The organism is Luteibacter anthropi (assembly GCF_011759365.1).
GTDB classification, from domain to species: domain Bacteria; phylum Pseudomonadota; class Gammaproteobacteria; order Xanthomonadales; family Rhodanobacteraceae; genus Luteibacter; species Luteibacter anthropi.
In genome coordinates, this window is the sequence record NZ_JAARLZ010000010.1 from 165,618 (window position 1) to 191,974 (window position 26,357).

Below are 26,357 nucleotides of genomic sequence, written 5' to 3' on the forward strand. Positions count from 1 at the left end.
TGAAAAATGGGTCGGATCAGTGGAGATTGCGGCCCGCGATCACAGAATCGAACCGTCGTCGTCACCGTCGCCATCATCCGCGAAGCGCAGGTGCTTCACGCTGCGGCCGTGGCGGCGGACCAGCTTCAGAGCCTCGACGCCCACCTTGATGTGCCGCTCGACGAAGTTGGCCGTGACCGCCGCGTCGCTGGATTCGGTCTTCACGCCCTCGGGGATCATCGGCTGGTCGGAAACCAGCAGCAGAGCGCCGCAGGGGATGTGGTTGGCGAAGCCTGCCGCGAAGATCGTGGCCGTTTCCATGTCGATGGCCATGGAGCGGGTGCGGCGCAGGTATTCCTTGAAGCCGTCGTCATGTTCCCAGACCCGGCGGTTGGTGGTGTACACCGTGCCCGTCCAGTAGTCGTGGCCCAGGTCGCGGATCATCGTGGAGACGGCGCGCTGGAGCTGGAAGGCCGGCAGCGCCGGTACTTCGGGCAGCAGGTAGTCGTTGGAGGTGCCCTCGCCGCGGATGGCGGCAATCGGCAGGATCAGGTCGCCGATGGCGTTCTTCTTCTTGAGACCACCGCACTTGCCGAGGAATAGCACCGCCTTGGGCTCGATGACGCTGAGCAGGTCCATCACGGTGGCCGCGTTCGGGCTGCCCATGCCGAAGTTGATCAGGGTGATGCCGTCGGCCGTGGCATTGGGCATGGGCCGGTCGCGGCCACGTACCTCGACGCCGTGCTCCAGCGCAAAGCGCTCGACGTAATGGCCGAAGTTAGTCAGCAGGATGTGCTGGCCGAAAGCCTCCAGGGGGGTGCCCGTATAGCGGGGCAGCCAGTTGGAAACGATCTCGTTCTTGGTTTTCATGGGGAATCCGGTTCGCGCTTGCGCCGGCGGCAGGCGGGGCCAGACAGGGCCGACGGCGCGGTTACCGGCGACGCCACGCCGGCGAGGTGCCAATTGATTCGTGCAAGTGTAGCATCCGCCGCAAGCGGCGCGTGGCGGAGCGCGACGGGTGATCCGGACGTCGCCGGGGGATGACCGATGCGGATCGGAATGGCGATCGATGCGGCCTGCGATGTCCCGCAGGCGTTCCTGGATGCCCATGGCATCGCGGTGATGCCCATCACCGTGCGGGTCGACGACCAGCGCTTCCACGATGACCGGGCTCCGGCGGAGATCCTGCGTTTCCGCCAGCAGCGGCTGGGCAGCCGAAGCCATGCCGCCGAAACCGAGCCCAGCTCGGTCATCGAGGTGCAGAACCTGTTCCTGGACAGGATGGTGCGGGAGTACGACTGCGTGGTCTGCCTCACCATCATGGCCACGCGCAGCCCGATCCACGACAACGTGATCAAGGCCAGCTTCGCCATCCTGAAGAATTACCGCCCGGTGCGTGAAGCGGCTGGCCTGGGTGGTCCGTTCCTCATGCGCGTGGTGGATACCCGGAACATCTTCGCCGGCTCCGGACCCGCCCTTGCGGAGACGGTGCGGATGATCGCGGCGGGACACTCCCCGGCGGAAGTCCGCGAACGCGCCGCGCATGTCGCGGACCACAGCTACGGATACATGCTGCCGCGCGATCTCAACTACCTGCGCTCCCGTGCACGCAGCAAGGGCGATCGCAGCGTGAGCTTCCTCAGCTCCATGCTTGGTACGGCGCTGGACATCAAGCCGATCCTGCGTGCGCATCGCGGCGAAACCGGCCCTGTCGGCAAGGTCCGTGGTTTCGAGCACGGGGCTCAGCTGTTGTTCGACTATGCAGCGAAACGCGTGCAGGCCGGCCTGCTGGTGCCTTCGCTCTCGCTCAGCTACGGCGGCGACCTGGACGACCTGCGCAACCTCCCTGGCTATGACGCACTCGTGCGCATCTGCAACGAGACGGGCGTGCAGGTGCTCGAAACCCCCATGGGTATCACCGGCATGGTCAACGTCGGCGAAGGCGCGATCACGCTGGGACTGGCATCCGAAGATCACGTCGCGACGTTCTGATGCCGGCATGTCGCTACATCGCCAGCATCGTGCTCCTTGCGCTGCCTTGTGCGCTGCAAGCACAGACGGTCTACAAGTGCGTGGCCCACGGCGAGACGAGTTACCAGCAATCACCCTGCGCCACGAACCAGAAACAGGAAACGATCCGGCTTGAGGTTCCCGGGCCGACGACAGCGCCGACGCCGGTGCCTGCGCCACCACCGCGCGTGGCCGATGCCGCGCCACCTCCGCTGCCGCCTCCTGCGCCCCGTCCCCCGCCGCGCATGTATGGCTGCATCCGTGCCACCGACGGCAAGCCCTATACGAGCCCCACCGGGCAGACGCAACCCTACATGGCACCGTTCGGCGTGCTGGGCGCGGTAAGTTCGGGGTTGGCGGATGCCTATGGCAGTCCCAACGCCGCGGTCGCCTCCGCGCCGGAACTCAATCGCGGCAAGGGGAATGTCGGTGCGCTCGTAAACAGCAACTACGTCTGGGTGCAGGACAGCTGCCGCGAACTCAGCCCGGCCGAAACCTGCCAGGTATTGCGCGATGACGCCGACGCCAACGACAAGGCACTGCGCAACGCCTTCAGCAGCCAGCGGGCTCCGTTCGAAGCACGCGAGGCCGAGCTGCGTACGCAACTGGCCTCGTGCCGCTGACGCGCATCAGAAGCCGTAGCGCAGGAAACCACCGTCGACGGCGACGATTTCGCCGGTGACGTAACTGGATGCAGGCAGGCACAGGAAGGCCACGGCGCCGGCCACTTCTTCCGGCTCGCCGATACGCCCCATCGGCGTGCGGTCGAGCACTTCTTCCAGGTAGTCCGCATCGGCCAGGGCCGGCTCGCTGCGCTGCGTGCGGATATACCAGGGTGCCACGCCGTTGACGCGGATGCCGTCTTCCGCCCATTCGCAAGCGAGGTTACGCGTGAGTTGATGCAAGGCGGCCTTGGTCATGCCATAGGGCGCACCGGTGCGCACATGGGTGATGCCCGATACCGAGCCGATGTTCACGATGGCGGCATTCGCGTGCTGCACGAGATGCGGATGCGCGAGCCGGCACATCTCGAAAGCGGAATACACGTTCAGTTCGAAGATGTCGCGGTATTCGTCAGGCTCGTAGTCGAGCGCGGCCTTCACGGCATTGCCGCCGACGTTGTTCACCAGCACCGACAGGCTCGTGCCCAGGTCGGCCACCCAGTCGAACACGGCAAGGCGATCCTCGTGGTCGGTCATGTCGGCCGCCATCCACAGGACTTCGCTTTCCGGGCATTCGTCGGCCAGTTCGTCGCTGATCTGTTGCAGGGCGATTTCGTCGCGCGCAACAAGCAGCACGTTGGCGCCGAGCACGGCCAGTTCGCGTGCGCAGGCCTGTCCGATGCCCTTGCTTGCGCCGGTGACGAGGGCCGTACGGCCGTCCAGACGCCAATGGGTCAGTCGTGGGTGCATGGGAGACTCCTGATCATGACGTCATGGTACAAGGAGGGGACCACCCGAGGGACTTTCCCATGACGCCGACGGACCTGGACCCGACTTCGCCCCTGCTCGCCATCGATCGTGCCACCGTGCTCCGCGAAGAGCGCCGCCTGCTCGACGGGCTGTCACTCACGATCGCCCAGGGACAGCACACGGCCATCCTCGGCCCGAACGGTTCCGGCAAGTCCACGCTGGTGAAACTGATCGAACGGCGCCTGTATCCGCTGGTCCACGAGGACGGCTCGCCGGTACTGCAGGTGTTCGGACGCGACCGCTGGAGCGTGGCCGACCTGCGTTCCCTGCTGGGCGTGGTGTCCTCCGACCTGCGCCGCGAGTTCGAAGCCACCCACGAAGCGGCACTGAACGCCGTGCTGTCCGGCTTCTTTGCCTCGATGACGCTGGGCCTGGACCACATCGTAGACGACAGCATGCGTGCGCGGGCCATGGATGCCCTGGCCCGTGTCGGTGCCACGCACCTCGCGCGGCGTGACATCTCCACGCTGTCCACGGGCGAGGCACGACGCGTGCTCATCGCCCGTGCGCTGGTGCACCAGCCTCGCGCGCTGCTGCTCGACGAACCCTGCGCCGGGCTGGACCCGGGCACCCGCCGGCGTTTCCTCGACCTGCTGCGCCAACTGGCACAGGAGGGCACCACGCTGGTGCTGGTCACCCATCACGTGGAGGAAATCGTGCCGGAGATCGGCCACGTGGTAATGCTGCGCAACGGACGGCTATTCGAGGAAGGCCCGAAAGACCGCCTGCTTGCCGACGAGCAGCTGTCGTCGTTGTTCGACTGGCGCATGGAAGTGGACCGGGTCGACGGCTTTTACGGCGCGCGATTGCGCTGAGCCGGTCGTGGCGCGAGACTCGGGTGTGCCCGAAGTCGAGGACCACCGCCATGATCCGTCGTATCGCGTTTACCGCCCTCGTGCTGGCGTGTGCCGCATGCTCCAAGCCGCAGCCACCCCAGCAGGACCCGCCGAAGCCACAGGCCCAGGCGGCTGTGTCGGTGCCCTGGCAGTCGATGGAAGACCAGAAGAAGAAGGCGCAGGACGTGCAGAAGGTCGTGGACAAGCAGGCCGAGGACCAGCGCAAGGCCATCGAGGCCCAGGAACAATAATGTAGGAGCGCGCCTCGCGCGCGACCGGTTATCGCGACATGGATCCTATTGACGGATATCGCGATAGCCGGTCGCGCGCGAGGCGCGCTCCTACAGGTTTAGCGGGGCGAGCAGAAGCAGTAGGCGTAGACGTTGGGCTTGCCCGCTTCCGCCGTGCGGAACAGCGCGAACTCCGGCGCCAGCTTCGGCAGCATCGCTACCCATGACGGCAGGCGCAGGCCCATCGACATCGCCACGCGCGCTTCGCCGCTGTCACCCACGCTCGCCATGAAGCGCTCCAGCGTACCCATGGGCTTCTCGGCGTAGCGCACCTTGAAATCCTTGCCGAGGTTGGCTTCCTGCGCGGCGTCGCGGATGGCGTCGTCGAGGTTGCCCAGCTTGTCGACCAGGCCACGATCCTTCGCCTGCGCACCGGTCCAGACACGACCCTGGGCGATGGCGTCGATGGCGGCGAAGTCCTTGCCGCGTGCCTTGGCCACGTTGCCTACGAAGTCGCGGTAGCCCTTGTCGATGATGCTCTGGATCAGCACGCCGACTTTCGGCTCCAGCGGACGGGTGATGTCGAACGCACCGGCCAGCGGACCCGTGCTCACGCCGTCGCTCTTCACGCCGATCTTCGCCAGCGTGTCGGGCACGGTGTAGAACATGCCGAAGATGCCGATCGAGCCGGTGATGGTGTTCGGCTCGGCGTAGATGCGATTCGCATTCATCGAGATCCAGTAGCCGCCGCTGGCAGCCACGTCGCCCATGGACACGATCACCGGAATGCCCGCCTCGCGGGTGAGCTGTACCTCGCGACGGATCTGCTCGGCGGCATAGACCTCGCCACCGGGCGAATTCACGCGCAGCACCAGCGCATGGGTGCGCTGGTCGTTGCGTGCGGCACGAATGAGCGCCGCCGTGGATTCACCACCGATGGAGCCCTGTGCCTGCTTGCCGCCGCTGATCTCGCCTTCGGCCACCACCACGGTGACGGCAGGCCCGGTCTGCAACAGATCGATATTGGTGAGGCCCCTGGCCGTGAGGTAACCGGCCAGGTCGACCTGGCGGAAGCCCTGGTCCTTCTTGCCAGCCGGCACGCCGTCCTTGCGCAGCATCTTCACGAAGTCCTGCTCGGTGGCGAGGCCATCGACCAGTTTCTCCTGCACGGCCAGGTCGGCGAGATTGCCCTTCGCGTTCTGCACGCGCTCGGCCAGCCCGTCGACATCGGCACGCAGTGCCGCCGGATCGAGATGGCGCAGCGTGGCGATCTCGTCGATCCAGGTCGACCACAGGCCACCCAGCCAGAACGCATCGGCTTCCTTCGACTCCGGCGAGGCGTGGTCGAGGATGAAGGGTTCGGCCGCGCTCTTGAACTGGCCCACGCGGAACAGGTGCACCTGCACGCCCAGGCGGTCGAGCATGTCCTTGTAGAACAGCCGGTAGTTGGCCAGGCCCGTGGCGATCACGCCACCTTCCGGATCGAGGTAGATCTTGTCCGCATGCGCGGCGAGGTAGTACTGGCCCTGTTCGAGGCTGGATGCCCACACCAGCACCGGCTTGCCCGACGCACGGAAGCGGTCGAGAGCTGCACCCACCTCGCGCAGCGCGGCGAAGCCACCGGCTTCCAGCTTGTCGGGGCGCAGCACGATGCGGCTCACGCTCGCATCGTTCGCGGCGGTGTCGATGGCGCGTACCAGGTCGCGCACCTGCACCTGCTTCACGCCGTCGCCCGAGAGCTTCGCCACCGCACGCGAGAAGGCATCGGCGCTGTACTGCTCCACCAGTGCGCCTTCCGGTGCCAGCACCAGCACGCTCTTTTCCTGCACCACGTTGCCGCGGCTGCCGACGAACAGCACCAGGGCAAAGACGGCGATCAGGCCGAAAAAGAATACGTTGAGGACGATGAGCCGGATCAGGTTCAGCCCGTGCCCGAACCCCCGCAGGAACCTGCCGAAACCGCCACGGCGACGCGGCGCGGGCTGGGCCTGGCGCGGAAGCGGCGGCGGTACGTGGTCGAGATGATCCGACATCGGGATGGTTTCCTTTGAAGACTTTGGGGCGAGCGTAACCCGTCAGGGCGTACGCATCACGTGTGGAATGGCATGGGCGCCGGATCGGGGTTTTCGGGCCAGTGAGGGCGGCCGCTGCTACGCCAGAAACGCGCGAACAGCAGGATGGCCGCCATGCTCAGGCCGGCGATGAGACCCATCCACATGCCACGGGCGCCGAGGTTGTGCTGGAAGGCCAGCCACCAGCCGATGGGCATGCCCACGAACCAGTAGGCGAACAGGGTGATGACCATGGGAACACGGGTGTCCTTCAGGCCACGCAGGGCGCCGTTGGAGGCCACCTGGATGCCGTCGGAGAACTGGAAGAACCCGGCCAGGATCAGCAGCTGCGAGGCCATGGCAATCACCGCCGGATCGTTCGTATACAGGCTCGCGATCGGCACGGCGAACAGCAGCATGGCGCCCGACGACAGGCATTGCGTCACCAGCACCAGAGAAATACCGGAGAGACCGGCATAACGCACCGCCAGCGCATCGCGCCGGCCCACCGCATTGCCGACCCGCACCGTGATCGCCATCGACAGGCCCAGCGGGATCATGAAGGCCACCGAGGCCACGTTGAGCGCCACGTGATGGCTGGCCGTGACCGTTTCGCCCAGGCGGCCGATCAGCAGTGCCACGGCGACGAAGAGGCCGGCTTCCATGAGCAGGGTCACCGCCATGGGCACGCCCACGTGCAACAACTGGGTGATCTGCTTTCGATCCGGCCGGGCCATGCGCTGGCGCAGGTTGAGATCGCGATAGTTGCGATGCTTCAGCACGTAGATGCCGAAACCAATCATCTCCAGCCACAGCACGATGGCCGTGGCGATGCCGCTGCCGCGCGCGCCCATCACCGGAAAACCGAGCTTGCCGTACATCAGCACGTAGCCCAGCGGCGCCAGGATCACCAGGCCGCCGAAGCTGAAATACATGGACGGCCGCGGCATGGACAAGCCTTCGGACAGCCCTCGCAAGGCGAAATACGTGGTGAGTGCCGGCGCGGCGAACGCGATGGCATGCAGGAATGCCTGCACGTCGGCGCGCATGGATTCCACCACGCCGAACACGGCCATCAGCGGCGAGGCGTGCCACACACCGAAGCCCAGCAGGATGCCCAGGCCCCAGGCGATATAGAGCGCCTGGTGGAAGGTCGCGCCGATCTCGCTGCGCCGACCCGCACCGTCGAGCTGGGCGACCGTGGGCGGAACGGCCATCATGGTGCCGATGCCGGTGACGATGGCGAGCGCCCAGATATTGGCGCCCGTGACAACGGACGCCTGCGTGTGCGCGCCCTGGTGCCCGGCGAGCACGGCGTCCACGACATTGGTTCCGATGGCGGAAAGCTGCGCCGCGATCATGGGCAACGCCAGTCGGAAGGTGGCGCCGACCTCGCGACGCGCACGGGAGCGGTCGATGGGCATGGCTGGAAACTACCTTGTAGGGCCGCCTATTGTAGCCGCTGGCGTGCCATCATCCCCACCCAAAACGGGGAACCCACTGGGGAGAGGGGAATGAAGGAGCTGGAACCGGCGCCGGTGCTCATGTGCGCCAATTGTTCGGCTGCGTTGCAGGGCGAGTTCTGCCATCACTGCGGCCAGTCCATCCACAGTGTGCTGCGGCCCATGTCGCACATGCTGGAAGACGCAGGGGACATCTTCTTCCACATGGACGAGCGCATCGTCCACACGGTGCCGCCGCTGTTCACCAGGCCCGGCTTCCTCACCCTGGAATACTTCTCCGGTCGCCGCGTGCGCTATATCGCGCCCTTCCGGCTCATGTTCGTGTTCTGCCTCATGGCATTCTTCTTCGTGCACGTGGCCGTCAACGGCGTGCATTTCGGCGGGCACGAAAAGGATGCGCCCAAGGACACGCTGGGCGCCTTCGCCGCGGCGAACACGGCGGAAGAAGTGCAGGACCTGTACGACGCCCAGATCCGCGACCTGCGCCACACCGAGGCCGATCCGGCCGTGCCCGGGCTGGCCAAGGCAGGCCTCGCCACCGCGCGAGGACTGGTCCGCGACACCGCAAACACCCGCCTGAACGAACTGGGCGCACCGCCACTGGCCCCGGACCAGGATGACGTACCGGCCCAGGCCAAGCCAGGCCAGCCGAAGATGACACTGGGCTGGACCTCGGAATCCGTCCTGCTCGACGACAGCACGAAGGTCTCCATCGGCTGGCTGCCCGATGCGGTGAACCAGCGTCTTACCGCGTCACTGGTGCGGTTGCGGAACAACATCCGCGAGGCGCGGCACCCGGGGCCCCAGCGTGACGAAGCCATCCACCGCATCGTCGAAGGCCTGTTCGGCGTGCTGCCGCTGACCATGTTCGTGATGGTGCCGGTGTTCGCCCTGCTGCTGAAGGTGTTCTACCTGTTCCGCCGGCGCCTCTACATGGAGCACCTGATCGTGGCGCTGCACAGCCATGCGTTCCTGTTCCTGGCCCTGCTGGTGCTGATGCTGCTGGGCTTTGCCCGTACCGCCATCGCGCCCCATGTAGGAGCGGCGGCGGTAGCCATAGGGACCGTCCAGTGGGCCATCGCGATCTGGATGCCTGTGTACCTGCTGCTGATGCAGAAACGGGTCTACCGGCAGGGATGGCCGATGACTATCTTCAAGTACTGGTTGATAGGCAGCGTCTATTTCTGGCTGTTGTTGTTCGCCCTCGTGATCGCCATGCTGATCGGGTTGACGCATTAGGATTTCTTCCTACCCGGCAGGCGGTTGTACACAGGCAGGAAAGTGGCTTCGCCTTTGTCAAGGTTTTGGCCACGCCGGGTGAACCATTTTCTCGTCGAAATTTTAAGTGCCTGAAATATTGAAATATTTCAGCTTGGTTAAAATGTACCCAAGCTAACCCGAAAGGCTCAGCCGTGCGCCTTGGACCCCCTCCATCCGACGCTCATCCACAGACTTATCCACAGAGCCTGTGGATAACCCTGAAACCCTCCGGAGGGCGGGCACTTAGCTTTCATTCTTACCGGGACGCCTCCGATGTCGGTCCAAGCCCATGGGATCGTGGTCAATCATTGACCAGCACAATCGGCATATCCCATTAAACTAGGGCCCGAATGACTCACGTCCTGCGCGTCGCCCTGCCGGTCCCCCTGCTGACCCTGTTCGATTACCTGCCGCCCGAGGCAGGCATCGCCCAGGCCGGGTCCCGCGTGCGCGTGCCCTTCGGCAAGGGCGAGATGGTGGGCGTGGTGATCGATCCGACGGCCGAGGCAGCCGTGGGCGCAAAACGGCTCAAGCGTGCCCACGAAGTGCTCGACGACGCCCCACTGCTCGATGCCGAACTGCTCACGACCCTGGCCTGGGCCGCCGACTACTGGGCCGGGGCGCCTGGCGAAGCCGTGGCCAATGCCCTGCCCCTGGCGCTACGTGAGCCCAGGCCGTTGCCGCCCACGGGCCGCGAAGCCTGGGCGCTCACGACGCAAGGCCGCAGCGCCCGCGATGCGCGCAGCCGCAAGGGCGGCTCGGCCGCGCTTCTCGATGCGCTGTACGACGGCCCGCGCGCCGCCGACGAACTGGGGCTGTCGCTTCCCGACTGGCGCGCTGCCGCGCGACGGCTGCTCGACGCGGGGCTGGTCGAAAAACTCGAACTGGAAGACAACACGCTAGCGGCTTCGCCTGCGCCGGGCCCGACGCTCAGCGATGAACAGGTCGCCGCCGTCGCGGCCGTGGGCGAAGGCTTCGGCCGGTTCCAGCCCTACCTGCTCGACGGCGTCACCGGCAGCGGCAAGACCGAGGTCTATCTCGCGCTGATCGAGCGCGCGCTCGCCGAAGGACGACAAACCCTTCTGCTGGTGCCCGAGATCGGCCTCGCCCCGCAGACGGTGCGGCGCCTGCGCGAACGCCTGGGTGTCACGATCGAGGTGCTGCATTCCAACCTCGCCGAAGGCGAGCGAGCGCGCGCGTGGCTGCGCGCCCGCAACGGCACGGCACGGGTAATCATCGGCACCCGTTCGGCGGTATTCACCCCGCTGCCGGCCGCCGGCCTGATCATCGTGGACGAAGAACACGATTCGTCCTACAAACAGCAAGAAGGCTTCCGCTACCACGCCCGCGATCTCGCACTGGTGCGCGCCAAGGCCCATGGCGTGCCCGTGGTGCTCGGTACGGCCACGCCTTCGCTGGAAACCCTCGCCAACGTCGAGGCGGGTCGCTACCGCTCGCTGCTGCTGCGCGCCCGCCCCGGTGCAACCCAGCCCACCCGCGTGCAGATCGTGGACATGCGCGCCCAGCGCCTCGACCACGGCCTGTCTCCGACCCTGGTCAATGCAGTGGCCGCCTGCGTCGGTCGTGGCGAACAGGCCCTGGTGTTCCGCAACCGTCGCGGCTACGCCCCGGTGCTGCTATGCCACGACTGCGGCTGGCACGCCGACTGCCCGCGGTGCGACCGGCCCATGACGCTGCACGCCGGCAAGCGCCGGCTGGTCTGCCATCACTGCGAGAACGTGATGTCGGTGCCGCCCGCCTGTCCATCCTGCGGCTCGGCCAACCTCAGCCCACAGGGCCAGGGTACCGAGCGTCTGGAAGAAGCCCTGGCCGAACGGTTCCCCGAGATTCCGGTCGTGCGCATCGACCGCGAGACCACGCGGCGGCGCGAGGCCTTCGGCGAGATCCTCGAAAGCCTGCGCAACGACAAGCCGGCGATCCTGGTGGGCACGCAGATGCTGGCCAAGGGCCACGACCTGCCCAACCTCACCCTCGTCGCCATCGTCGGCGTGGACGAAGGCCTGCACAGCGTCGATTTCCGCGCCAGCGAACGGCTGGCCCAGCTCGTGGTGCAGGTGGCGGGGCGTGCCGGGCGTGCCAGCAAGCCGGGCAGCGTGCTGTTGCAGACCCATCATCCCGACCATCCCATGCTCCACGCCCTGCTGCGCGGCGGTTACGGCGCAGTGGCCACCGGCCTGCTCGAAGAACGCCGCCTGCTGGAGCTTCCTCCCGTCTCGCACCAGGTGCTGCTGCGCGCCGACGCCCACGGCCGCCCCGAGGTCGATGCCTTCCTGGCCGAGGCCCATGTCGTCATCGGCGAGCCGGGCGACCTGCGCATCGCAGGCCCCATGCCCGCGCCGATGCCCCTGCGCGCCGGACGCCACCGTGGCCAGCTGCTGGTGGAAGCCTCCACCCGCGCGCGCCTGCATGCCTTCCTGCGCCCCTGGCAGCAGGCCCTCACGGCCCTGCCGTCGGCCCGCAAGGTGCGCTGGTCACTTGATGTCGACCCCATCGACCTATATTGAACAATCGACCCGATACCATCGGACGCCTATGCCGCGTCGCGCATCAGCGCGACAATACGAAATCTCCCCGGTAACGGAACCCTGACGTGACCACCCAACTCGAACAACTCCGCAAGATCACCACCGTCGTCGCCGACACGGGCGACATCTCGGCCATCGAGAAGTACAAGCCGCAGGACGCCACCACCAACCCGTCGCTGCTGCTGAAGGCCGCCGGCATCCCCACCTACTCCGGCTACATCGACGAAGCCGTGCAGTGGGCCAAGGGCCAGAGCAGCAACCGTGACCAGCAGCTGACCGACGCCGGCGACCGCCTCGCCGTGCTCGTGGGCCGCGAAATCCTGAAGCTCGTGCCCGGCCGCGTATCCACCGAAGTGGACGCCCGCCTGTCGTTCGACGAGAAGGCGTCCATCGAGAAGGCCAAGCGCCTGATCGGCATGTACGAAGAGATCGGCATCGACCGCAAGCGCGTGCTGATCAAGCTGGCTTCCACCTGGGAAGGCATCCGTGCCGCCGAGAAGCTGCAGAAGGAAGGCATCGACTGCAACCTCACCCTGCTCTTCAGCTTCGAACAGGCCGTAGCCTGCGCCGAAGCCGGCGTGTTCCTCATCTCGCCGTTCGTGGGTCGCATCTTCGACTGGTATGTGGCCAACACCGACAAGAAGACCTACGAACCGGCCGAAGACCCGGGCGTGCAGTCGGTGCGTCGCATCTACGACTACTACAAGCTGCACGACTACAAGACCGTCGTGATGGGCGCCAGCTTCCGCAACATCGGCCAGATCCAGGCCCTCGCCGGCTGCGACCGCCTCACCATCGCGCCGGAACTGCTGAAGGAACTGGACGAAACCAACGCCGACCTGCCGGTGGCACTGAAGGACGCCGGCCGCCGCGAAGCCGCACCGGAGAAGCTCACCGAGGCCAAGTTCCGCTGGGGCCACAACGAAAACGCGATGGCCACCGACAAGCTGGCCGAAGGCATCCGCAAGTTCGCGGTTGACCAGCGCAAGCTGGAAGAACTGCTGGGCGCCAAGCTCTAAACGCCCGTGTAGGAGCGCGCCTCGCGCGCGACCGGTGGTACGAATGCGCAAAAGCATTTCGCAACCATCATCGCGCGCAAGGCACGCCCCCTACACCGCCAGCGGATCCTGCTGCCGCAATGGCTGCACGAACGCCACCCGCAGGTCGATGAGCACATGAAACACCATGGGTAGCCACAGGCTTCCCGAGTACAGATAGAGCCAGCACAACACCCCGCCCAGGTACGTCGTCGCCAGCACCCCGCGTGCCCCCTGGTAGACATGGACGATGCCAAACGTGAGCGCGGAAATCGCCAGCGGCCAGTAGATGGCGGCATGCGGTGCGACGGCATACACGGCAAACACCACCATACCCCGCCAGACGATCTCCTCGAAGATCCCTGCCGCGAACGACAGCAGGATGAAATACCTGCGCTCGTTCACCGTCGCGGGCAGCAAGGCCGTGATATTGCCCACGAGCGGCACAGGCGCGCTGCGACGTCGCGCCAGCACGGCCGCTATCAGCACACCCGCCATACCGCCACCCACCAGAACGACGATCATCATCGGATCAATGCGCGAGATATCCGCACGCATCCCCAGCGCCGACCAGTTCAGCCCCGGTACGACGGCAAAGGCAAACAGCACCACGCCCCCCAGCACGGCCAGCATGATCGTCCATTGCAGATAGAAACGACGCCGGGCGTCAGGTTGCCGTTCCAGCGCGACAAGAAAACGGCGATGACTCACGAAACCAAGCCAAGGCTCGACAAACGCGATCCACGCAAGCATCACCGCAAGCACAACCCACGCAAACGTACCCAATGGATCGTGCGCCACGACCCAGTCAAACGGTGCCATTGCTTTTCCCCTGTCCCCCGACACGCCCCCACGATACACGATCCCCCTGTAGGAGCGCGCCTTGCGCGCGACCGGTGGCGCGAACACGTTTGACGGATTTCGCGACAACCGGTCGCGCGCAAGGCGTGCTCCTACAGGGTCAGCGGGTGATTTTTGCTTTCAGCAGGCGGGCGACGAGTTTGCCGTAGGGAGGCCGTAGCAGTCGGCCTGTATCGAACCACCCTTGCTGGTAAACACCGCGTGCGTGGCTGAACGTGCGAAAGCCGTCAAAGCCATGGTAGGCACCCATGCCTGAAGAACCCGTACCGCCGAAAGGCAGGTTGTCCATGGTCAGATGCATGACGGTGTCATTGAGGGTGATGCCACCGGCCACGATGCCGGAGAGTACCTTTTCCTGCATGGCCCGGTCGTTTCCGAAGTAGTACAGGGCCAGGGGCCTTGGACGTGCATTGACATGGGCAATCGCATCTTCGAGCCGGTCATAACCTATGATCGGCAAGATCGGACCGAAGATTTCTTCCTGCATCACCCGCATGTCGTCGCTGGGCTCCAGCACGACATGCATCGGAAGCCTGCGTTCCCGGACAATTTCCGTGGCCGGGTGAAGCGACCGCACGACCGCACCTTTTTCACGCGCGTCGGCGAGATAATCCTGCAAACGTTCCAGATGACGGTCGCTGATGATGCTCGTGTAGTCACCCTTGTCCTGCAGCGATGGAAACATGCGCGAGAAACCTGCTGCCAGCGCTGCTACCAAGGCGTCCACCTTCTCCTGCGGCACAAGGGCGTAGTCCGGGGCAACACATATCTGCCCTGCATTGAGCGTCTTGCCGAAGAGCAGGCGATCGGCCGCCATGTCCAGGTCGGCATCGGGGCCGATGATGGCCGGCGACTTCCCGCCCAGTTCCAGCGTCACCGGCACGAGGTTGGTTGCGGCGGCGCGCATCACATGTTTCGCGACCTGCGTGGCACCGGTAAAAAGCAGGTGATCGAAAGGCAGCGCAGCGAACGCCTCGCCGACCGACTGATCACCGGTTACGACTACCAGCTCGGCAGGATCGAAAGCCTTCGCGACCATCGACTGCATCAGCGCCGACGACCGGGGCGTGAATTCCGAGGGCTTGATCATCGCGCGGTTGCCTGCCGCGAGAATGCCTGCCAGGGGCGAGAAGGTGAGGTTGAACGGAAAGTTCCAGGGGGCGATGACGCCCACGACGCCCTTGGGCTGGTAGTCCACCCAGGCGCGTGCGCCGAGCAGGGCGAGGGCTGCGGGTGTCACCGCGCGACGCTCGCGTCGCATCCAGTGCCTGACGTGGCGCCTGGCGTGCTTCAGCGGCTCGATGGACGCCGCGACATCGGTGATGAGGGAACCTTCGATGGAGCGGTGACCGAAGTCTTCGCGCAGGGCGTCGGCGATCTCGCGCGCGTGGTCGACAAGGATGCCGATGGCACGGTCGAGGCGATCGATGCGGACGGCGGCACCCGGGGTGCCTTCTGTGTACTGGGCGTGGCGCTGGCGGCTGAGGATGTCCTGCATCCGCCGAGGCTAACACCCCGGATGCTGTTGTAGGAGCGCGCCTCGCGCGCGACCGATTCGCGCGAGGCGTTGATGGGGTTCGCGATGACCGGTCGCGCGCGAGGCGCGCTCCTACAAGGGCGGCGCCATCGGGCGGCGCAGAGAACGCAGGATGGCTCCTCAGGCGCCGGTGGACCAACCGCCACCCAGCGCGCGGATCAGCGCCACGCTGGCACGGAGCTGACGGGTTTCCAGGTCGATCACGCTGCGACGCGCATCCAGCTCGGAGGTCTGCGCCTGCACCACGTCGAGGTAACCCACGGCGCCTTCGCGATAGCGATTGAGCGACAGGTCCACCGACTTCTGCGCAGCGTCGGCCGCGGCTCGCTGGTCGGTCAGCGCCGTGCCGAGATCGCGCAACAGAGTGAGGTTGTCTTCCACCTGTGCGAACGCGTTGAGCACCACGTCACGATACTTCGCGCCCGCTTCGTCCGTCGCGGCCTTCGCCGACTCCACTGCGGCCTTGCGGCGGCCACCATCGAAGATGTTCAGCAACGCAGTGGGGCCAATGGCCCAGAAGCGGTTCGGTGCCGTGGCAATGTTGCCCCACGCACTGCTCTGCCAGCCGCCCTGCCCGTCCAGCGTGATCTGCGGGAAGAATGCCGCGCGCGCTACGCCAATGCGTGCATTGGCCGCAGCCGTACGACGCTCCGCCGCCGCGATATCGGGACGACGCTGCAACAAGGCCGACGGCACTTCCAGCGGAATGGTCGGCACCTTGACGGCGTCGTCCTTCGTGTCGAGGGCAAACGTGGACGCGTTGTCGCCCACCAGCACCGCGATGGCATGCAATACCACCGCGCGTTGCGCCTGCGCCTGGGTCAGCTGCGACTTCGCGTTGGACAGCTGGGTCTGCGCACGTGCGACGTCCAGCCCCGATGCGATGCCGCCGTCATGGCGTGACTGGGTCAGTTCCAGTGCCTTGGTGAAGGCGACGATGCTTTCGTTGAGCACCTTGATCTGGCGATCCTGCCCATTGAGCTGGAGGTAGTTGTCCGCGAGCTGGGCTTGCAGGCTGAGCTGCGCACCCGCCAGATCGGCGGCCGAGGCCATCTGTTCCGCGGTGCCCGCCGCGACGGTGTCGCGCACGCGCCCCCACAGGTCCACCTCGTAATCGAGCTGGCCGTTGATGGTGTAGGAGTTGTAATACGCAGGCGACGTGGCACCGCGCAGGGGCTTCGTGTCCGACTCACGGTTACGCGTGGCGTTGCCGTTCAGGCCAAACGTCGGGAACAATCCCGCGCGCGCCTGCTTGGTGAACGCTTCCGCCTGCTGGTAATGCGCATAGGCAGCCGCCAGCGTGGCGTTGTTCTTCAGCAGCTGGCCCTGCAAGCCATCGAGGCGCGAATCGCCATACAGCGCCCACCAGTTCGAACGATCAAGGTGATCGGCCGGTTTTGCCTCCACCCACGGCGAATCGGTGTTGGCAAACTGCGGGGCGACGGGTACCTCGGGGGCCTTGTACGTCGGTGCCATCGAGCAGGCCGCGAGACCCGCTGAAAGCAGCAGGCCCGTGAGCAGCCGCAAGGGTTCACGCCTTGCCATTGCCGCCTTCCTTCTTCGCCGGGATCACCTTCACGGTATCGCCATTGGCCAGGCCGTCGGGCGGGCTTTCGATCAGGCGATCGCCCGCGGCGATGCCCGAGGCCAGCTGCACCGTCTTGCCGAAGTCCTGTGCGATGGTCACGTCCTTGAAGCTGACCTTGTTCTGCGCGTCGACGACGGCCACGCGCAGGCCACTGCCGTCGTATACGAGCGCGCTGGCCGGTACACGGAAGAGCGCGGCATTGGCCGGGAGGTCGAAGATCACGCTGGCGTAGCTGCCGGGAAGCAGCTTGCCGTCGTCATTGTCGACCGCCACCTGGACCAGCGTGGTGCCACTGGCAGCGTTGATCGCCGACGACGTGGATTCCACCTTGCCCTCGAAGGTCTGCCCGGGATATTCCGGTACGCTGAGTTTCACGGTCGCGCCCTGCTTGATCGAGGGTGCATAGTTCTGCGGCACGTTCACGTACATGCGCAGCTTGTGCGTGTCCGACACCACGAACAATTCCTGGCCGCCGCCACCGGCATTGATCAGGGCACCGACATCGGTCTCGCGCGCCGTGACCACGCCGTCGAACGGCGCCACCAGCTTGGCGAAGCCCTTGGTGGCCTGGATACGCTCAAGGTTGGCCTGGGCCGCTTCGGCCAGCGCACGCTTGGCGTCGTAGTCGCCGGTCTTTTCGTCCACTTCCTGCTTGGAAACCGAATCGGAGTCGCGCATGGACTGCCAGCGCGTGGCCGTCGTCTTCGCGAGGGCTTCGTTGGCACGTGCGCTGGCGAGGTCGGCCTTGGCCTGGAGCAACTGCTGGTCGAGGTCGGGGGTTTCGAGTTCACCCAGCACGTCGCCGGCCTTCACTTTCTGCCCGATGTCGTACTTCCACGACTTCAGGTAACCGCTGGTACGCGCATAGATGGGCGCACGGGCATAGGCCTGCAGGCGACCCGGCAGGTTGAGGTCGCCACCGCCCTGTCCGCCCTCGGGACTGACCAGGGTGACAGACGGCGTGGCCTGCTCGTTGGTCCACTCGCGCAGGTTGCGCGATTCGTTGGCGCGGGTGGCCACACCAGCGACGACGATGGCCAGGATCACGATGGCGGCAATGACGCCGGCAAGGCGCAGACGGCGCGGCGGAGGAGTGTGGTTCGTATCAGACGACATGGGCGGGCTCTCCGGAAGCATTCACCGGGGTTTTGGAGGCGTGGCCACGACGGCCATGGACGATGTTGAAGACCACCGGCACGAACAGCAGCGTGGCCGTGGTAGCGAAGATGAGGCCGCCGATCACGGCGCGACCGAGCGGCGCGTTCTGCTCACCGCCCTCGCCCAGGCCCAGGGCCATCGGCAGCATGCCGATGATCATGGCCAGCGCGGTCATCAGCACGGGACGGAAGCGGACGAAGCCACCTTCCGACGCCGCAATGAAGGCGTCGCCGGTTTCCGCGAGGCGCTCGCGGCAGAAGCTCACCACCAGGATGGAGTTGGCCGTGGCCACGCCCATGCACATGATGGCACCGGTGAGCGCGGGCACCGACAACGTCGTATGCGTCGCAAACAGCATCCAGATGATGCCGGCGATGGCGGCGGGCAGCGCGGTGACGATCACGAACGGATCGGCCCACGACTGGAAGTTCACCACGATCAGCAGGTAGATCAGCACGATGGCGCCGAGCAGGCCGAAGATCAGGCCAGTGAAGGCGCTGTTCATCGTCTGCACCTGACCCAGCAGCGCGGTGCTGGACGCCTTCGGCAGGTCCTTCTTGTGCGCGTCCACGATCTTCTGGATATCCGCGGCCACGCCGCCGAGATCACGATCCTGCGTGGTGGCGAAGATTTCCACCATCGAGTTGATGTTGTACTGGCTGACGACGGTGCTGCTGGTGGTGCGGCTGAACGAGGCCAGGCCACCGAGGATCTGCGAACCTGCCGCGCCCGCGCTGGGACTGATGGGCACGTTGGCAAGGTCGGGCAGCGTGTCGATCGCGTACTGCGGCGTCTGCATCACGATGGGGTACGACACGCCGTTCTGCGGGTTCAGCCAGAAGGTCGGTGCGATCTGGCTGGAACCGGCCAGGTTCACGCCCAGGCTGTTGGTGACGTCACGCTCGGTGATGCCGACCTGCTGTGCGCGGCTGCGGTCCACATCGACGTTGAAGGTCGGACTGGACTGCGACTGCTGGATGCGCGCGTCCACGACACCCGGCACGCGGCGGATCTCACGCAGCAGCGTGTCCGCGTACTTGAAGTTCGCCGCCACGTTGGGACCGCGGATCTGCAGGTCGATCGGCGCGGGCGAGCCGAAGTTCAGGATCTGGCTGATGATGTCCGCCGGCGGGAACGAGAAGGTGGCGGTGGGGAACAGTCGCGGCAGCTTCTCGCGCAGCTGGCGGACGTAATCCGCCGTGGGCCGGTGGTCTTCTTTCAGCGAGATCTGCAGATCGCCATCGGCGGAGCTGACGGTACCGGTGTTGTTGTAGGTGTTGTTGATGCCCGACGACGACAGGCCCATGTTGTCCACCACGGTACCGAGCTCGTCGGCCGGGATGATCTTGCGCACCTCACGGGTGACCGCCGCAAACAGGTTGGCGGTTTCTTCCACGCGGGTGCCGACCGGCGCACGCACATGCATCAGGATCTGACCCGAGTCCACCGCCGGGAAGAAGTTGCGGCCGAGCATCGGCACCAGGGCGAACGACAGGATCACGAAGGCCATGAAGCCGATCACGAAGGGCCGGCTGTTGCGCAGCGCGAGTTCGAGAAGACCGTGGTAACTCTGGCGGATCGCCTCGAAGCGCTTCTCGAAACCACGCTGGAAACGAACCAGCGGGTTGCGCGACACCTTGCCGTGCTCGCCATGCGGGTCTTCATGCGAATGCGGGTGCAGCAGGTACTTCGCCATCGTCGGCACGAGTGTGCGCGAGAGGATGAACGAACAGATCATGGAGAACATCACCGCTTCGGCCATCGGCACGAAGAGGAAGCGGGCGACGCCTTCCAGGAAAAACATCGGCACGAACACGATACAGATGCACAGCAGCGAGACGAAGGCCGGCGTCACGATCTGCGCCGCGCCATCGAGGATCGCCGTCTCCACGTCCTTGCCGTGTTCGAGATGCCAGTTGATGTTCTCGATGGTCACCGTGGCGTCATCCACCAGGATGCCCACCGCGAGCGCGAGGCCACCCAGCGTCATGATGTTCAGTGTCTCGCCGAACGCCGACAACATCGCGATGGCGCCCAGGATGGCCAGCGGGATCGACGTGGCGATGATCACCGTCGAACGCCAGCTGCCGAGGAACAACAGGATCATCAGGCTGGTGAGCGCGGCGGCGATGACACCTTCGCGTGCCACGCCTGCGATCGCGCCGCTGACGAACAGCGACTGGTCACCGATGGGGCTGATCTTGAGGTTCTCGGGCAGGGCATCCTTCATGCCCGCCACCCGATCCTTGATGCCCTGGATGATCGCCAGCGTCGATGCCGAACCGTTCTTCAGCACCGTCATCAGCACCGAGCGGTTGCCATCGACGTGCACGATGTTGGTCTGCGGCGGCGAACCATCGCGCACGTGGGCCACGTCGCGGATGAACACCGTCGCGCCGTTGACGACCTTCACCGGCAGGTTGCCCAGTTCGTCGACCACGGAGGGCGAGTTATTGAGCTGCAGGGTGTATTCGAAGTCGCCGATCTTCTGCGTACCCACCGGCGTGATCAGGTTCTGCGCCGCGAGCGAGTTGGCCACGTCCTGCGCCGACAGCCCACGCGCCTGCAAGGCCGCCGGATCGATGTCGATCTGCACCTGGCGGGTCTTGCCGCCGAAGGGATACGGGATCGCCGCGCCCGGCACCGAGGTGAGCTGCGGACGGATGATGTTGAGGCCAAGGTCGGCGAGGTTCTGCTCGGTCAGGCCATCGCCCGACAGCGCGAGCTGGATGATCGGCACCGTCGAGGCGTTGTAGTTCAGGATCAGCGGCGGCGTGCTGCCTGCCGGCAGCTGCTTGAGCAGGGTCTGCGCGACGGCAGTGACCTGCGCGTTCGCCGTGCGGATGTCCACCGTGGGCTGGAAGAAGATCTTCACGATGCCGAAGCCGGAGATCGAGTTGGCCTCGATGTGCTCCACGTCGTTCACGGTGGTGGTGAGCACGCGCTCGAACGGCGACGACACGCGACCCACCATCTGGTCGGGCGGAAGGCCGGTGTACTGCCAGACCACCGCGATCACGGGGATCTTGATGTCGGGAAAGATGTCCGTCGGCGTCCGCATCGCGGACAGCGGACCCACGATGAGGATCAGCAGAGCGAGGACGACGAAGGTATACGGTCGCGAGAGTGCGATCCGGACGATGCCAATCATGGAGGACGGATTCCGTGCGCGAATGTTGCGTCGCGGCGAATTCTGCGCCCGTACCTTCCTGCGGCGTAGTTAAGATTTATTTAGACGTCCAGCCGGACACCGGAAATGCCTGACCGGCTAAGGAGTTGCGCCCGTCAATGCACGACCGGGCGTACGTCCGGCAGCGTGTCGCCCAGTGGCGTCGCCTCGGCCGCTTTCACCCGGGACGGAGCGACGGATGCTGCGGCAAGCCGTCCGGCCAGGGGCGGAAGCTCCGCCGGGCACAGCACGGTGAATACCGCCCCGCGCTCGTCGCCGCCCACCGACAGGGAATACCCGTGCAGGCGCACGATGGCGCTCACGATGGCCAGGCCCAGGCCGCAGCCGGGCTTGGCCCGTGTTTCGTCGCTCCGGTAGAAACGCCGGAAGACGGCTTCGCGTTCGTCGGGCGGAATGCCGGGACCGGTGTCGGCCACGTCGATGCGGGCGTCGCCGGTGGTGTCGGTGAACGCGCGCAGGCGGATGCTGCCGCCATTGGGGGTGAACTTGATGGCATTGCCGACCAGGTTCGCCAGCGCCTCGAACAGCAGCTGCGGATCGCCGCGCAGGGCCGGCAGGTGGTCCACGTCCAGCTCGAAGCACTGGTCGCGGTCTTCTGCCAGCGGCGCATAGAACTCATGCACGTTGCGCAGCACGGTGCCCAGGTCCATCGCCGCGAAACAGGCGCTGCGCTGGCGGTCTTCCAGTTCCGACACGCGCAGCAGGGCGCGGAAGCGCGCCAGCACGGTGTCGATCTCGGCCACGCAGTCGTCGAGCTGCTGGCCTTCGGGGCGCCCGTCGAACTGCTGTTGCAGGCGGTAAAGCCGCGTGCGCATACGCGTGAGCGGCGTGCGCAGGTCGTGGGCAATGTTGTCGGTGACTCCCTTCACCTCGCCCAGCAGGCGCTCGATCTCGCCCAGCGCCTGGTTCACGGTCGAGGCCAGCAGGTCGACCTCGTCGCCGCCGCGGGAGACCGGCAGGCGCACGCTCAGGTCGCCCTGGCGGATGGGCTCCATGGCCTGCTGGATGGCGCGGATGCGCCGCGCGGGGCCACGGGCGATGAGGATGCCGCCAAGTACGCCAGGCAGCAGGGTGAGTGACAGGCCCCAGAGCAGGCCGCGGCAGATGATCGCCGTGAGGCCGTCGATGGTGGTGCTTTCCTTCGCCACCACGAGCCGCTGGCCACCCGGCAATTCACGGGTAATGCCGCGCGCACGGGTCAGCCCCACGCGCTTTGAATCGACAAGACTCGCCTTGATGGGAACAACCACGCCGTCCTCGGACATACCCTTGGGCACGCCGTCGATATTGCCGGCAAGGCGGTGGCCTTGCGCATCGAACAGGCCCACCCACATGAAGCCCTGGATATCGATGGCACTCGCGGCATCCACCGTGTCCGGCAGGCGCCTGGGATCGGTGTTCTCCAGGTAATGGATACGCGCGACCAGCATCTGGTCGACCACGTTGGACAGGTAGTTCGACGACTCCCACTGCACCACGCCCACCAGTGCGATGCACCAGATCGCGAACAGCGCCCCATAGATGAGGATCAGCCGCGAGGTGGCCGAACGCCAGGCGTCAGTCAGCGGGCGCAAGGAGATACCCCGAGCCACGCACCGTACGGATGAGCGGCTGTTCGCCGGCACCGTCGATCTTGCGACGCAGCCGGCCGATATGGACATCGATCACGTTGGTACCAGGATCGAAATGGAAGCCCCACACGTGCTCGAAGATCATCTGCCGCGTCACCACCTGGCCGGCGTTGCGCATCAGGAATTCGAGCAGGCGGAATTCGGTGGGCAGCAGCGTGAGCGGCTTGCCCTTGCGCAAGGCGTTGTGACGGACCAGATCGAGTTCCAGGTCGTCCACGCGCAGGCGGGTTTCCGGCGTGCTGGCCGCACTGCGGCGGCGGCGCAACAGCACCTCGGCGCGGGCGGCGAGTTCGTCCGGTGAAAAAGGCTTGGTGAGGTAGTCGTCGCCACCGGCACGCAGGCCGCGCACGCGTTCGTCCACGTCGGACAAGGCACTGATCATGAGCACCGGCGTTTCCACCGAACGCTTGCGCAGTTCGGAGACCACATCGATGCCGTCCATGCCGGGAAGCATGCGGTCGAGGGTGATGATGTCGTAGCCATCGGCCAGGGCGCGCTGCAGGCCGTCGCGGCCATTGGCCACCCAGTCGGCGGTAAGGCCGTGGGCGCCCAGCTCCGCGACGATATCGCGGGCGGTGACTTCATCGTCTTCGATGACCAGGGCCCTGGGCATCCTGTGTGACTCCACGCTGGGGGACAACGGAAAACGGCTCCCCGGAGGGAGCCGTTTCCGATCTTACGCCGTTCCTGCCGCTCAGGCGGCGATGGCGACGCGCATCTTCTTCATGGCATTCGCCTCGATCTGGCGGATGCGCTCGGCCGAAACGCCGTACTCGTCAGCCAGATCCTGCAGGGTGGCCTTGTTGTCTTCGGCCAGCCAGCGGCGCTGGATGATGTCGCGCGAGCGATTGTCGAGGTTTGCCAGGGCGGACGACAGGGCGCCCATCTGGTTGCTCGACGCATCGGCCTCGGCGAGGTTGTCGTACGGGTCGGCGCCTTCGTCGACGAGGAAGGCGGCCGGTGCCGGCTTGTCGTCGTCATCGGCGTCGGCCGGGGCTTCGAAGCCCACGTCACGGCCCGACAGGCGCGATTCCATCTCGCGCACCGTGGCTTCCGGCACGCCCAGGTCGTTGGCAACCACGCGAACTTCTTCGGCGTTCATCCAGCCCAGGCGCTTCTTGCTCTTGCGCAGGTTGAAGAACAGCTTGCGCTGGGCCTTGGTGGTGGCGACCTTCACGATGCGCCAGTTGCGCAGGATGAACTCGTGCATTTCGGCACGGATCCAGTGCACCGCGAAGCTGACCAGGCGCACGCCCTGGTCCGGATCGAAACGCTTCACCGCCTTCATCAGGCCGATGTTGCCTTCCTGGATCAGGTCGGAGAGCTGCAGGCCGTAGCCGTTGTAGCCGCGGGCCACGTGGACCACGAAGCGGAGATGGGACATCACGAGCTGCTTGGCGGCGTCGAGGTCGGCGTCGTCGTGGAAGCGCCGCGCAAGCGTCTGCTCCTCGTCAAGGCTGAGCACCGGAATGCGATGGACGGCCGCGATGTAGGAATCCAGACTGCCAACGACACTCGGAAGCCCGTAGTTACGGGTAGCAAGAGCTTGGGACATGAGTGGAACCTCCTGAAATCTTGGTGCAGGTTAGCAGTCCCCATTAGGGAGTGCTAACCCCGCCGGAAGTTCAACATGAGCTTCCAGGGCGGTTAGCTGTACTCAATAGTACAGAAACCACCCCCCATTGTCCAGTTGGAGGCCCGGGGGATTCAGCCGACAGACAACTGCCCGACCGGGCCAGGAGGTACCCGGCGGGCAGCGTCGGCGCGTCCATGTAACTGTCGCGCAAGGAAAATATGGGGACGACCGGAACGCTTTCAACCGCCTCGCGCAAAAGCGATAGTCCTGGACGTCAACAATCGGGAGCCCGTTTCGACGGGGGGCCTACGGGATGTGCCAGGACATGGCTTACACCCCTATCTAGGGCGGGATGCGCTTTTGCCAAGGCCAGGAGGCCCCGGCCGCTTACGAAACGTCCAGTTCCGCCCGCCGCGGCAGCGACCAGTCGATGGGCGGCTCGCCGCGGGAGGCGAAGTAGTCGTTGGCCTTGGCGAAGTGGCCGCAGCCCATGAAGCCCCGGTGGGCCGACAGGGGCGAAGGGTGGACGCTGCGCAGGATGCAGTGGCGCTTGCCGTCGATCAGCTGGCCCTTCTTCTGGGCGTGGCTGCCCCACAGCATGAAGACCAGGCCCTCGCGCTCGCGGTTGAGTGCGTCGATGGCCGCGTCGGTGAAACCTTCCCAGCCCTTGCCCTGGTGCGAGGCGGCCTGCCCGGCCTCCACGGTGAGCGAGGCGTTGAGCAGCAGCACGCCGCGGTCGGCCCATGGGGTGAGGCAGCCGTGGTCGGGGCGCGGGATGCCCAGGGAATCCTCGATCTCCTTGAACATGTTCAGCAGCGACGGCGGTACGCGCACGCCGGGGCGCACGGAGAAGCTGAGGCCGTGGGCCTGGCCGGGACCGTGATACGGATCCTGCCCCAGGATCACCACGCGCACGCGATCGAACGGCGTATGGGTGAAGGCGTTGAAGATCTCCGGGCCCGGCGGGTAGATGACCTTGCCCTGGGCCTTTTCGTCACGCAGGAAGGTCGACAGCGCATGCATGTCGGGGCGGTCGAGATAGGAGCCGATACGCTCCTTCCAGGAGGGTTCGAGGCGGACGCGATCGTTCAACCTTCGGTCCTTTCGCGCAGGTGCCGCGCCACGCGCAGCTGGAACAGCAGTTTGGTGATCAAGAGCCTTTCCTCCACCGGCTTTTCCACCAGATCGTTGGCGCCCGCACGCAGCAGGGCCGTCTGGTTGGCCGGGTTTTCGTCGCCGGTCATGACCAGGGTGGGCAGCCGCCCCTTGCCGTAACCGAATTCATTGCGGATGCGTTCCACGAGATCGCCACCGGTGAGTTCGCCCTTGAGGCTGACATCGGTGAGGACCACGTCGGCGCCCATCTCACCCCGTGCCTTCGCCGCGCGAAGATGGGCCAGTGCATCCTCGGCGCTGATGACGTGGTGCACGGTGAGACCGTATTTTTCCATCATGCGGCGCGTGGCAAGCGCCACCACGCGGCTGTCCTCGACGTAGAGTACCTCGCCTTCCGCGCCGCCTTCGGGCGACACATAGCCGCGGATGAATTCCGCCAGCGCCTGGAAACCCAGCGACTTGTCGAAGTAATCGGTGACGAACTCGCCCAGCTCGCGCCGTTGCAGGCGTTGCTCGACGTCACCCGATACCACCACGATGGGCATGTAGATCTGCGGCGCGGATTCGCGCACGTAGCGCGCCAGTGCCAGGCCATCCATGTCGGACAGGCGCAGGGCGACGGTGATGAAGTCGAAAACGCCGTGCTGGAGCTCGGCCTGGGCATCGGCGCCCGTGGCCACGGCCACGATCTCGACATCGGGCACTTCCGCCTTCACCACGCGGGTGATCAGCTGGCGGACGACCTTCGAGCCGTCCACCAGCAGGATGCGCGGCGCGGCCCCCGCCGCCGAACCGATCCGAGTGCCCGCCCCCATC

21 protein-coding genes are annotated in these 26,357 nt (G+C 65.9%); 7 read left to right on the forward strand and 14 right to left on the reverse strand.

All coding sequences use genetic code 11. From position 1 onward, the window contains the following. Window positions 1-39 precede the first annotated feature (39 nt). The gene (locus HBF25_RS17490; protein ID WP_166950682.1) at window positions 40-849 is read right to left on the reverse strand and encodes an AMP nucleosidase; all 810 of its coding nucleotides are present in this window, start codon (window positions 847-849) and stop codon (window positions 40-42) included. Between the two features lie 177 nt (window positions 850-1,026). On the opposite strand from HBF25_RS17490, the gene HBF25_RS17495 reads away from it, so the two are divergent. Beyond that, window positions 1,027-1,971 carry a DegV family protein gene (locus HBF25_RS17495; protein WP_208392649.1) on the forward strand — a complete coding sequence of 315 codons (945 nt, stop codon included), beginning with the start codon at window positions 1,027-1,029 and terminating at the stop codon, window positions 1,969-1,971. Beyond that, window positions 1,971-2,612, forward strand: coding sequence for a DUF4124 domain-containing protein (locus HBF25_RS17500; protein WP_166950684.1), 642 nt, complete (start codon window positions 1,971-1,973; stop codon window positions 2,610-2,612). The genes HBF25_RS17495 and HBF25_RS17500 overlap by 1 nt, the downstream gene beginning before the upstream one ends. 6 nt (window positions 2,613-2,618) lie before the next feature. Here HBF25_RS17500 and HBF25_RS17505 read toward each other — a convergent pair whose 3' ends face one another. Further along, window positions 2,619-3,401: an SDR family oxidoreductase gene (locus tag HBF25_RS17505; protein ID WP_166950686.1), complete on the reverse strand. Its 783-nt coding sequence runs from the start codon at window positions 3,399-3,401 to the stop codon at window positions 2,619-2,621. Window positions 3,402-3,460: 59 nt separating this feature from the next. Here HBF25_RS17505 and HBF25_RS17510 point away from each other — a divergent pair, with 59 nt between their 5' ends. Together HBF25_RS17510 and HBF25_RS17515 are read left to right on the forward strand one after the other, a co-directional pair. Next, window positions 3,461-4,276: an ABC transporter ATP-binding protein gene (locus tag HBF25_RS17510; RefSeq protein ID WP_166950688.1), complete on the forward strand. Its 816-nt coding sequence runs from the start codon at window positions 3,461-3,463 to the stop codon at window positions 4,274-4,276. Window positions 4,277-4,326: 50 nt separating this feature from the next. Continuing rightward, window positions 4,327-4,548, forward strand: a complete 222-nt coding sequence (locus tag HBF25_RS17515; protein WP_166950690.1) for a hypothetical protein — start codon at window positions 4,327-4,329, stop codon at window positions 4,546-4,548. Between the two features lie 98 nt (window positions 4,549-4,646). Here the strand turns inward: HBF25_RS17515 and sppA are convergent, their stop codons facing one another. Together sppA and HBF25_RS17525 are read right to left on the reverse strand one after the other, a co-directional pair. Then, a complete protein-coding gene (gene sppA, locus HBF25_RS17520; RefSeq protein ID WP_166950692.1) occupies window positions 4,647-6,560 on the reverse strand; it encodes a signal peptide peptidase SppA in 1,914 nt (637 codons plus the stop codon). A gap of 56 nt (window positions 6,561-6,616) precedes the next feature. Next, on the reverse strand, window positions 6,617-8,002 hold the full coding sequence (locus tag HBF25_RS17525; protein ID WP_166950694.1) for an MATE family efflux transporter: 1,386 nt from the start codon (window positions 8,000-8,002) through the stop codon (window positions 6,617-6,619). Window positions 8,003-8,092: 90 nt separating this feature from the next. Between HBF25_RS17525 and HBF25_RS17530 the strand changes: the two genes are divergently transcribed. The 3 genes from HBF25_RS17530 (at window position 8,093) to tal (ending at window position 12,866) form a co-directional block, all read left to right on the forward strand. Beyond that, window positions 8,093-9,280, forward strand: coding sequence for a DUF3667 domain-containing protein (locus HBF25_RS17530; protein ID WP_166950696.1), 1,188 nt, complete (start codon window positions 8,093-8,095; stop codon window positions 9,278-9,280). Between the two features lie 371 nt (window positions 9,281-9,651). Continuing rightward, a complete protein-coding gene (locus HBF25_RS17535; RefSeq protein ID WP_166950698.1) occupies window positions 9,652-11,826 on the forward strand; it encodes a primosomal protein N' in 2,175 nt (724 codons plus the stop codon). Between the two features lie 86 nt (window positions 11,827-11,912). After that, window positions 11,913-12,866, forward strand: coding sequence for a transaldolase (tal, locus tag HBF25_RS17540; protein WP_166950700.1), 954 nt, complete (start codon window positions 11,913-11,915; stop codon window positions 12,864-12,866). A gap of 90 nt (window positions 12,867-12,956) precedes the next feature. Here the strand turns inward: tal and HBF25_RS17545 are convergent, their stop codons facing one another. The 10 genes from HBF25_RS17545 to HBF25_RS17590 form a co-directional block, all read right to left on the reverse strand. Beyond that, a complete protein-coding gene (locus HBF25_RS17545) occupies window positions 12,957-13,706 on the reverse strand; it encodes a CPBP family intramembrane glutamic endopeptidase (protein WP_166950702.1) in 750 nt (249 codons plus the stop codon). Between the two features lie 139 nt (window positions 13,707-13,845). Beyond that, a complete protein-coding gene (locus tag HBF25_RS17550) occupies window positions 13,846-15,243 on the reverse strand; it encodes a coniferyl aldehyde dehydrogenase (RefSeq protein ID WP_166950703.1) in 1,398 nt (465 codons plus the stop codon). A 159-nt stretch (window positions 15,244-15,402) separates the two neighbouring features. Then, window positions 15,403-16,827 (reverse strand): efflux transporter outer membrane subunit, encoded by a 1,425-nt coding sequence (locus HBF25_RS17555; protein WP_166950705.1) that lies wholly within the window; start codon window positions 16,825-16,827, stop codon window positions 15,403-15,405. After that, complete coding sequence (locus HBF25_RS17560; protein WP_166950707.1) at window positions 16,814-17,986, reverse strand: efflux RND transporter periplasmic adaptor subunit; 1,173 nt, start codon at window positions 17,984-17,986, stop codon at window positions 16,814-16,816. Before HBF25_RS17560 ends, HBF25_RS17555 begins: the two co-directional genes overlap by 14 nt. Then, window positions 17,976-21,179, reverse strand: a complete 3,204-nt coding sequence (locus HBF25_RS17565; protein WP_166950709.1) for an efflux RND transporter permease subunit — start codon at window positions 21,177-21,179, stop codon at window positions 17,976-17,978. Before HBF25_RS17565 ends, HBF25_RS17560 begins: the two co-directional genes overlap by 11 nt. Window positions 21,180-21,313: 134 nt before the next feature. Next, window positions 21,314-22,792, reverse strand: coding sequence for a sensor histidine kinase (locus tag HBF25_RS17570; RefSeq protein WP_243853294.1), 1,479 nt, complete (start codon window positions 22,790-22,792; stop codon window positions 21,314-21,316). Further along, entirely contained in the window at window positions 22,776-23,462 is a 687-nt protein-coding gene (locus tag HBF25_RS17575) for a response regulator transcription factor (RefSeq protein WP_166950711.1), read from the reverse strand. Before HBF25_RS17575 ends, HBF25_RS17570 begins: the two co-directional genes overlap by 17 nt. A gap of 81 nt (window positions 23,463-23,543) precedes the next feature. Next, window positions 23,544-24,404, reverse strand: a complete 861-nt coding sequence (gene rpoH / locus HBF25_RS17580) for an RNA polymerase sigma factor RpoH (protein WP_166950713.1) — start codon at window positions 24,402-24,404, stop codon at window positions 23,544-23,546. A gap of 408 nt (window positions 24,405-24,812) precedes the next feature. After that, complete coding sequence (gene ung / locus HBF25_RS17585; protein ID WP_166950715.1) at window positions 24,813-25,517, reverse strand: uracil-DNA glycosylase; 705 nt, start codon at window positions 25,515-25,517, stop codon at window positions 24,813-24,815. After that, entirely contained in the window at window positions 25,514-26,356 is an 843-nt protein-coding gene (locus HBF25_RS17590; protein WP_166950717.1) for a response regulator, read from the reverse strand. Before HBF25_RS17590 ends, ung begins: the two co-directional genes overlap by 4 nt. Window position 26,357: the final 1 nt, after the last annotated feature.

Coding starts and splice junctions, on each gene's coding strand:
- HBF25_RS17555 (WP_166950705.1), bottom strand. CDS start 16,827: ATGGCAAGGCGTGAACCCTTGCGGCTGCTCACGGGCCTGCTGCTTTCA.
- HBF25_RS17590 (WP_166950717.1), bottom strand. CDS start 26,356: ATGGGGGCGGGCACTCGGATCGGTTCGGCGGCGGGGGCCGCGCCGCGC.
- HBF25_RS17560 (WP_166950707.1), bottom strand. CDS start 17,986: ATGTCGTCTGATACGAACCACACTCCTCCGCCGCGCCGTCTGCGCCTT.
- HBF25_RS17500 (WP_166950684.1), top strand. CDS start 1,971: ATGCCGGCATGTCGCTACATCGCCAGCATCGTGCTCCTTGCGCTGCCT.
- sppA (WP_166950692.1), bottom strand. CDS start 6,560: ATGTCGGATCATCTCGACCACGTACCGCCGCCGCTTCCGCGCCAGGCC.
- rpoH (WP_166950713.1), bottom strand. CDS start 24,404: ATGTCCCAAGCTCTTGCTACCCGTAACTACGGGCTTCCGAGTGTCGTT.
- HBF25_RS17535 (WP_166950698.1), top strand. CDS start 9,652: ATGACTCACGTCCTGCGCGTCGCCCTGCCGGTCCCCCTGCTGACCCTG.
- HBF25_RS17495 (WP_208392649.1), top strand. CDS start 1,027: ATGCGGATCGGAATGGCGATCGATGCGGCCTGCGATGTCCCGCAGGCG.
- HBF25_RS17515 (WP_166950690.1), top strand. CDS start 4,327: ATGATCCGTCGTATCGCGTTTACCGCCCTCGTGCTGGCGTGTGCCGCA.
- HBF25_RS17510 (WP_166950688.1), top strand. CDS start 3,461: ATGACGCCGACGGACCTGGACCCGACTTCGCCCCTGCTCGCCATCGAT.
- HBF25_RS17505 (WP_166950686.1), bottom strand. CDS start 3,401: ATGCACCCACGACTGACCCATTGGCGTCTGGACGGCCGTACGGCCCTC.
- HBF25_RS17525 (WP_166950694.1), bottom strand. CDS start 8,002: ATGCCCATCGACCGCTCCCGTGCGCGTCGCGAGGTCGGCGCCACCTTC.
- HBF25_RS17545 (WP_166950702.1), bottom strand. CDS start 13,706: ATGGCACCGTTTGACTGGGTCGTGGCGCACGATCCATTGGGTACGTTT.
- HBF25_RS17565 (WP_166950709.1), bottom strand. CDS start 21,179: ATGATTGGCATCGTCCGGATCGCACTCTCGCGACCGTATACCTTCGTC.
- HBF25_RS17490 (WP_166950682.1), bottom strand. CDS start 849: ATGAAAACCAAGAACGAGATCGTTTCCAACTGGCTGCCCCGCTATACG.
- HBF25_RS17530 (WP_166950696.1), top strand. CDS start 8,093: ATGAAGGAGCTGGAACCGGCGCCGGTGCTCATGTGCGCCAATTGTTCG.
- HBF25_RS17550 (WP_166950703.1), bottom strand. CDS start 15,243: ATGCAGGACATCCTCAGCCGCCAGCGCCACGCCCAGTACACAGAAGGC.
- HBF25_RS17575 (WP_166950711.1), bottom strand. CDS start 23,462: ATGCCCAGGGCCCTGGTCATCGAAGACGATGAAGTCACCGCCCGCGAT.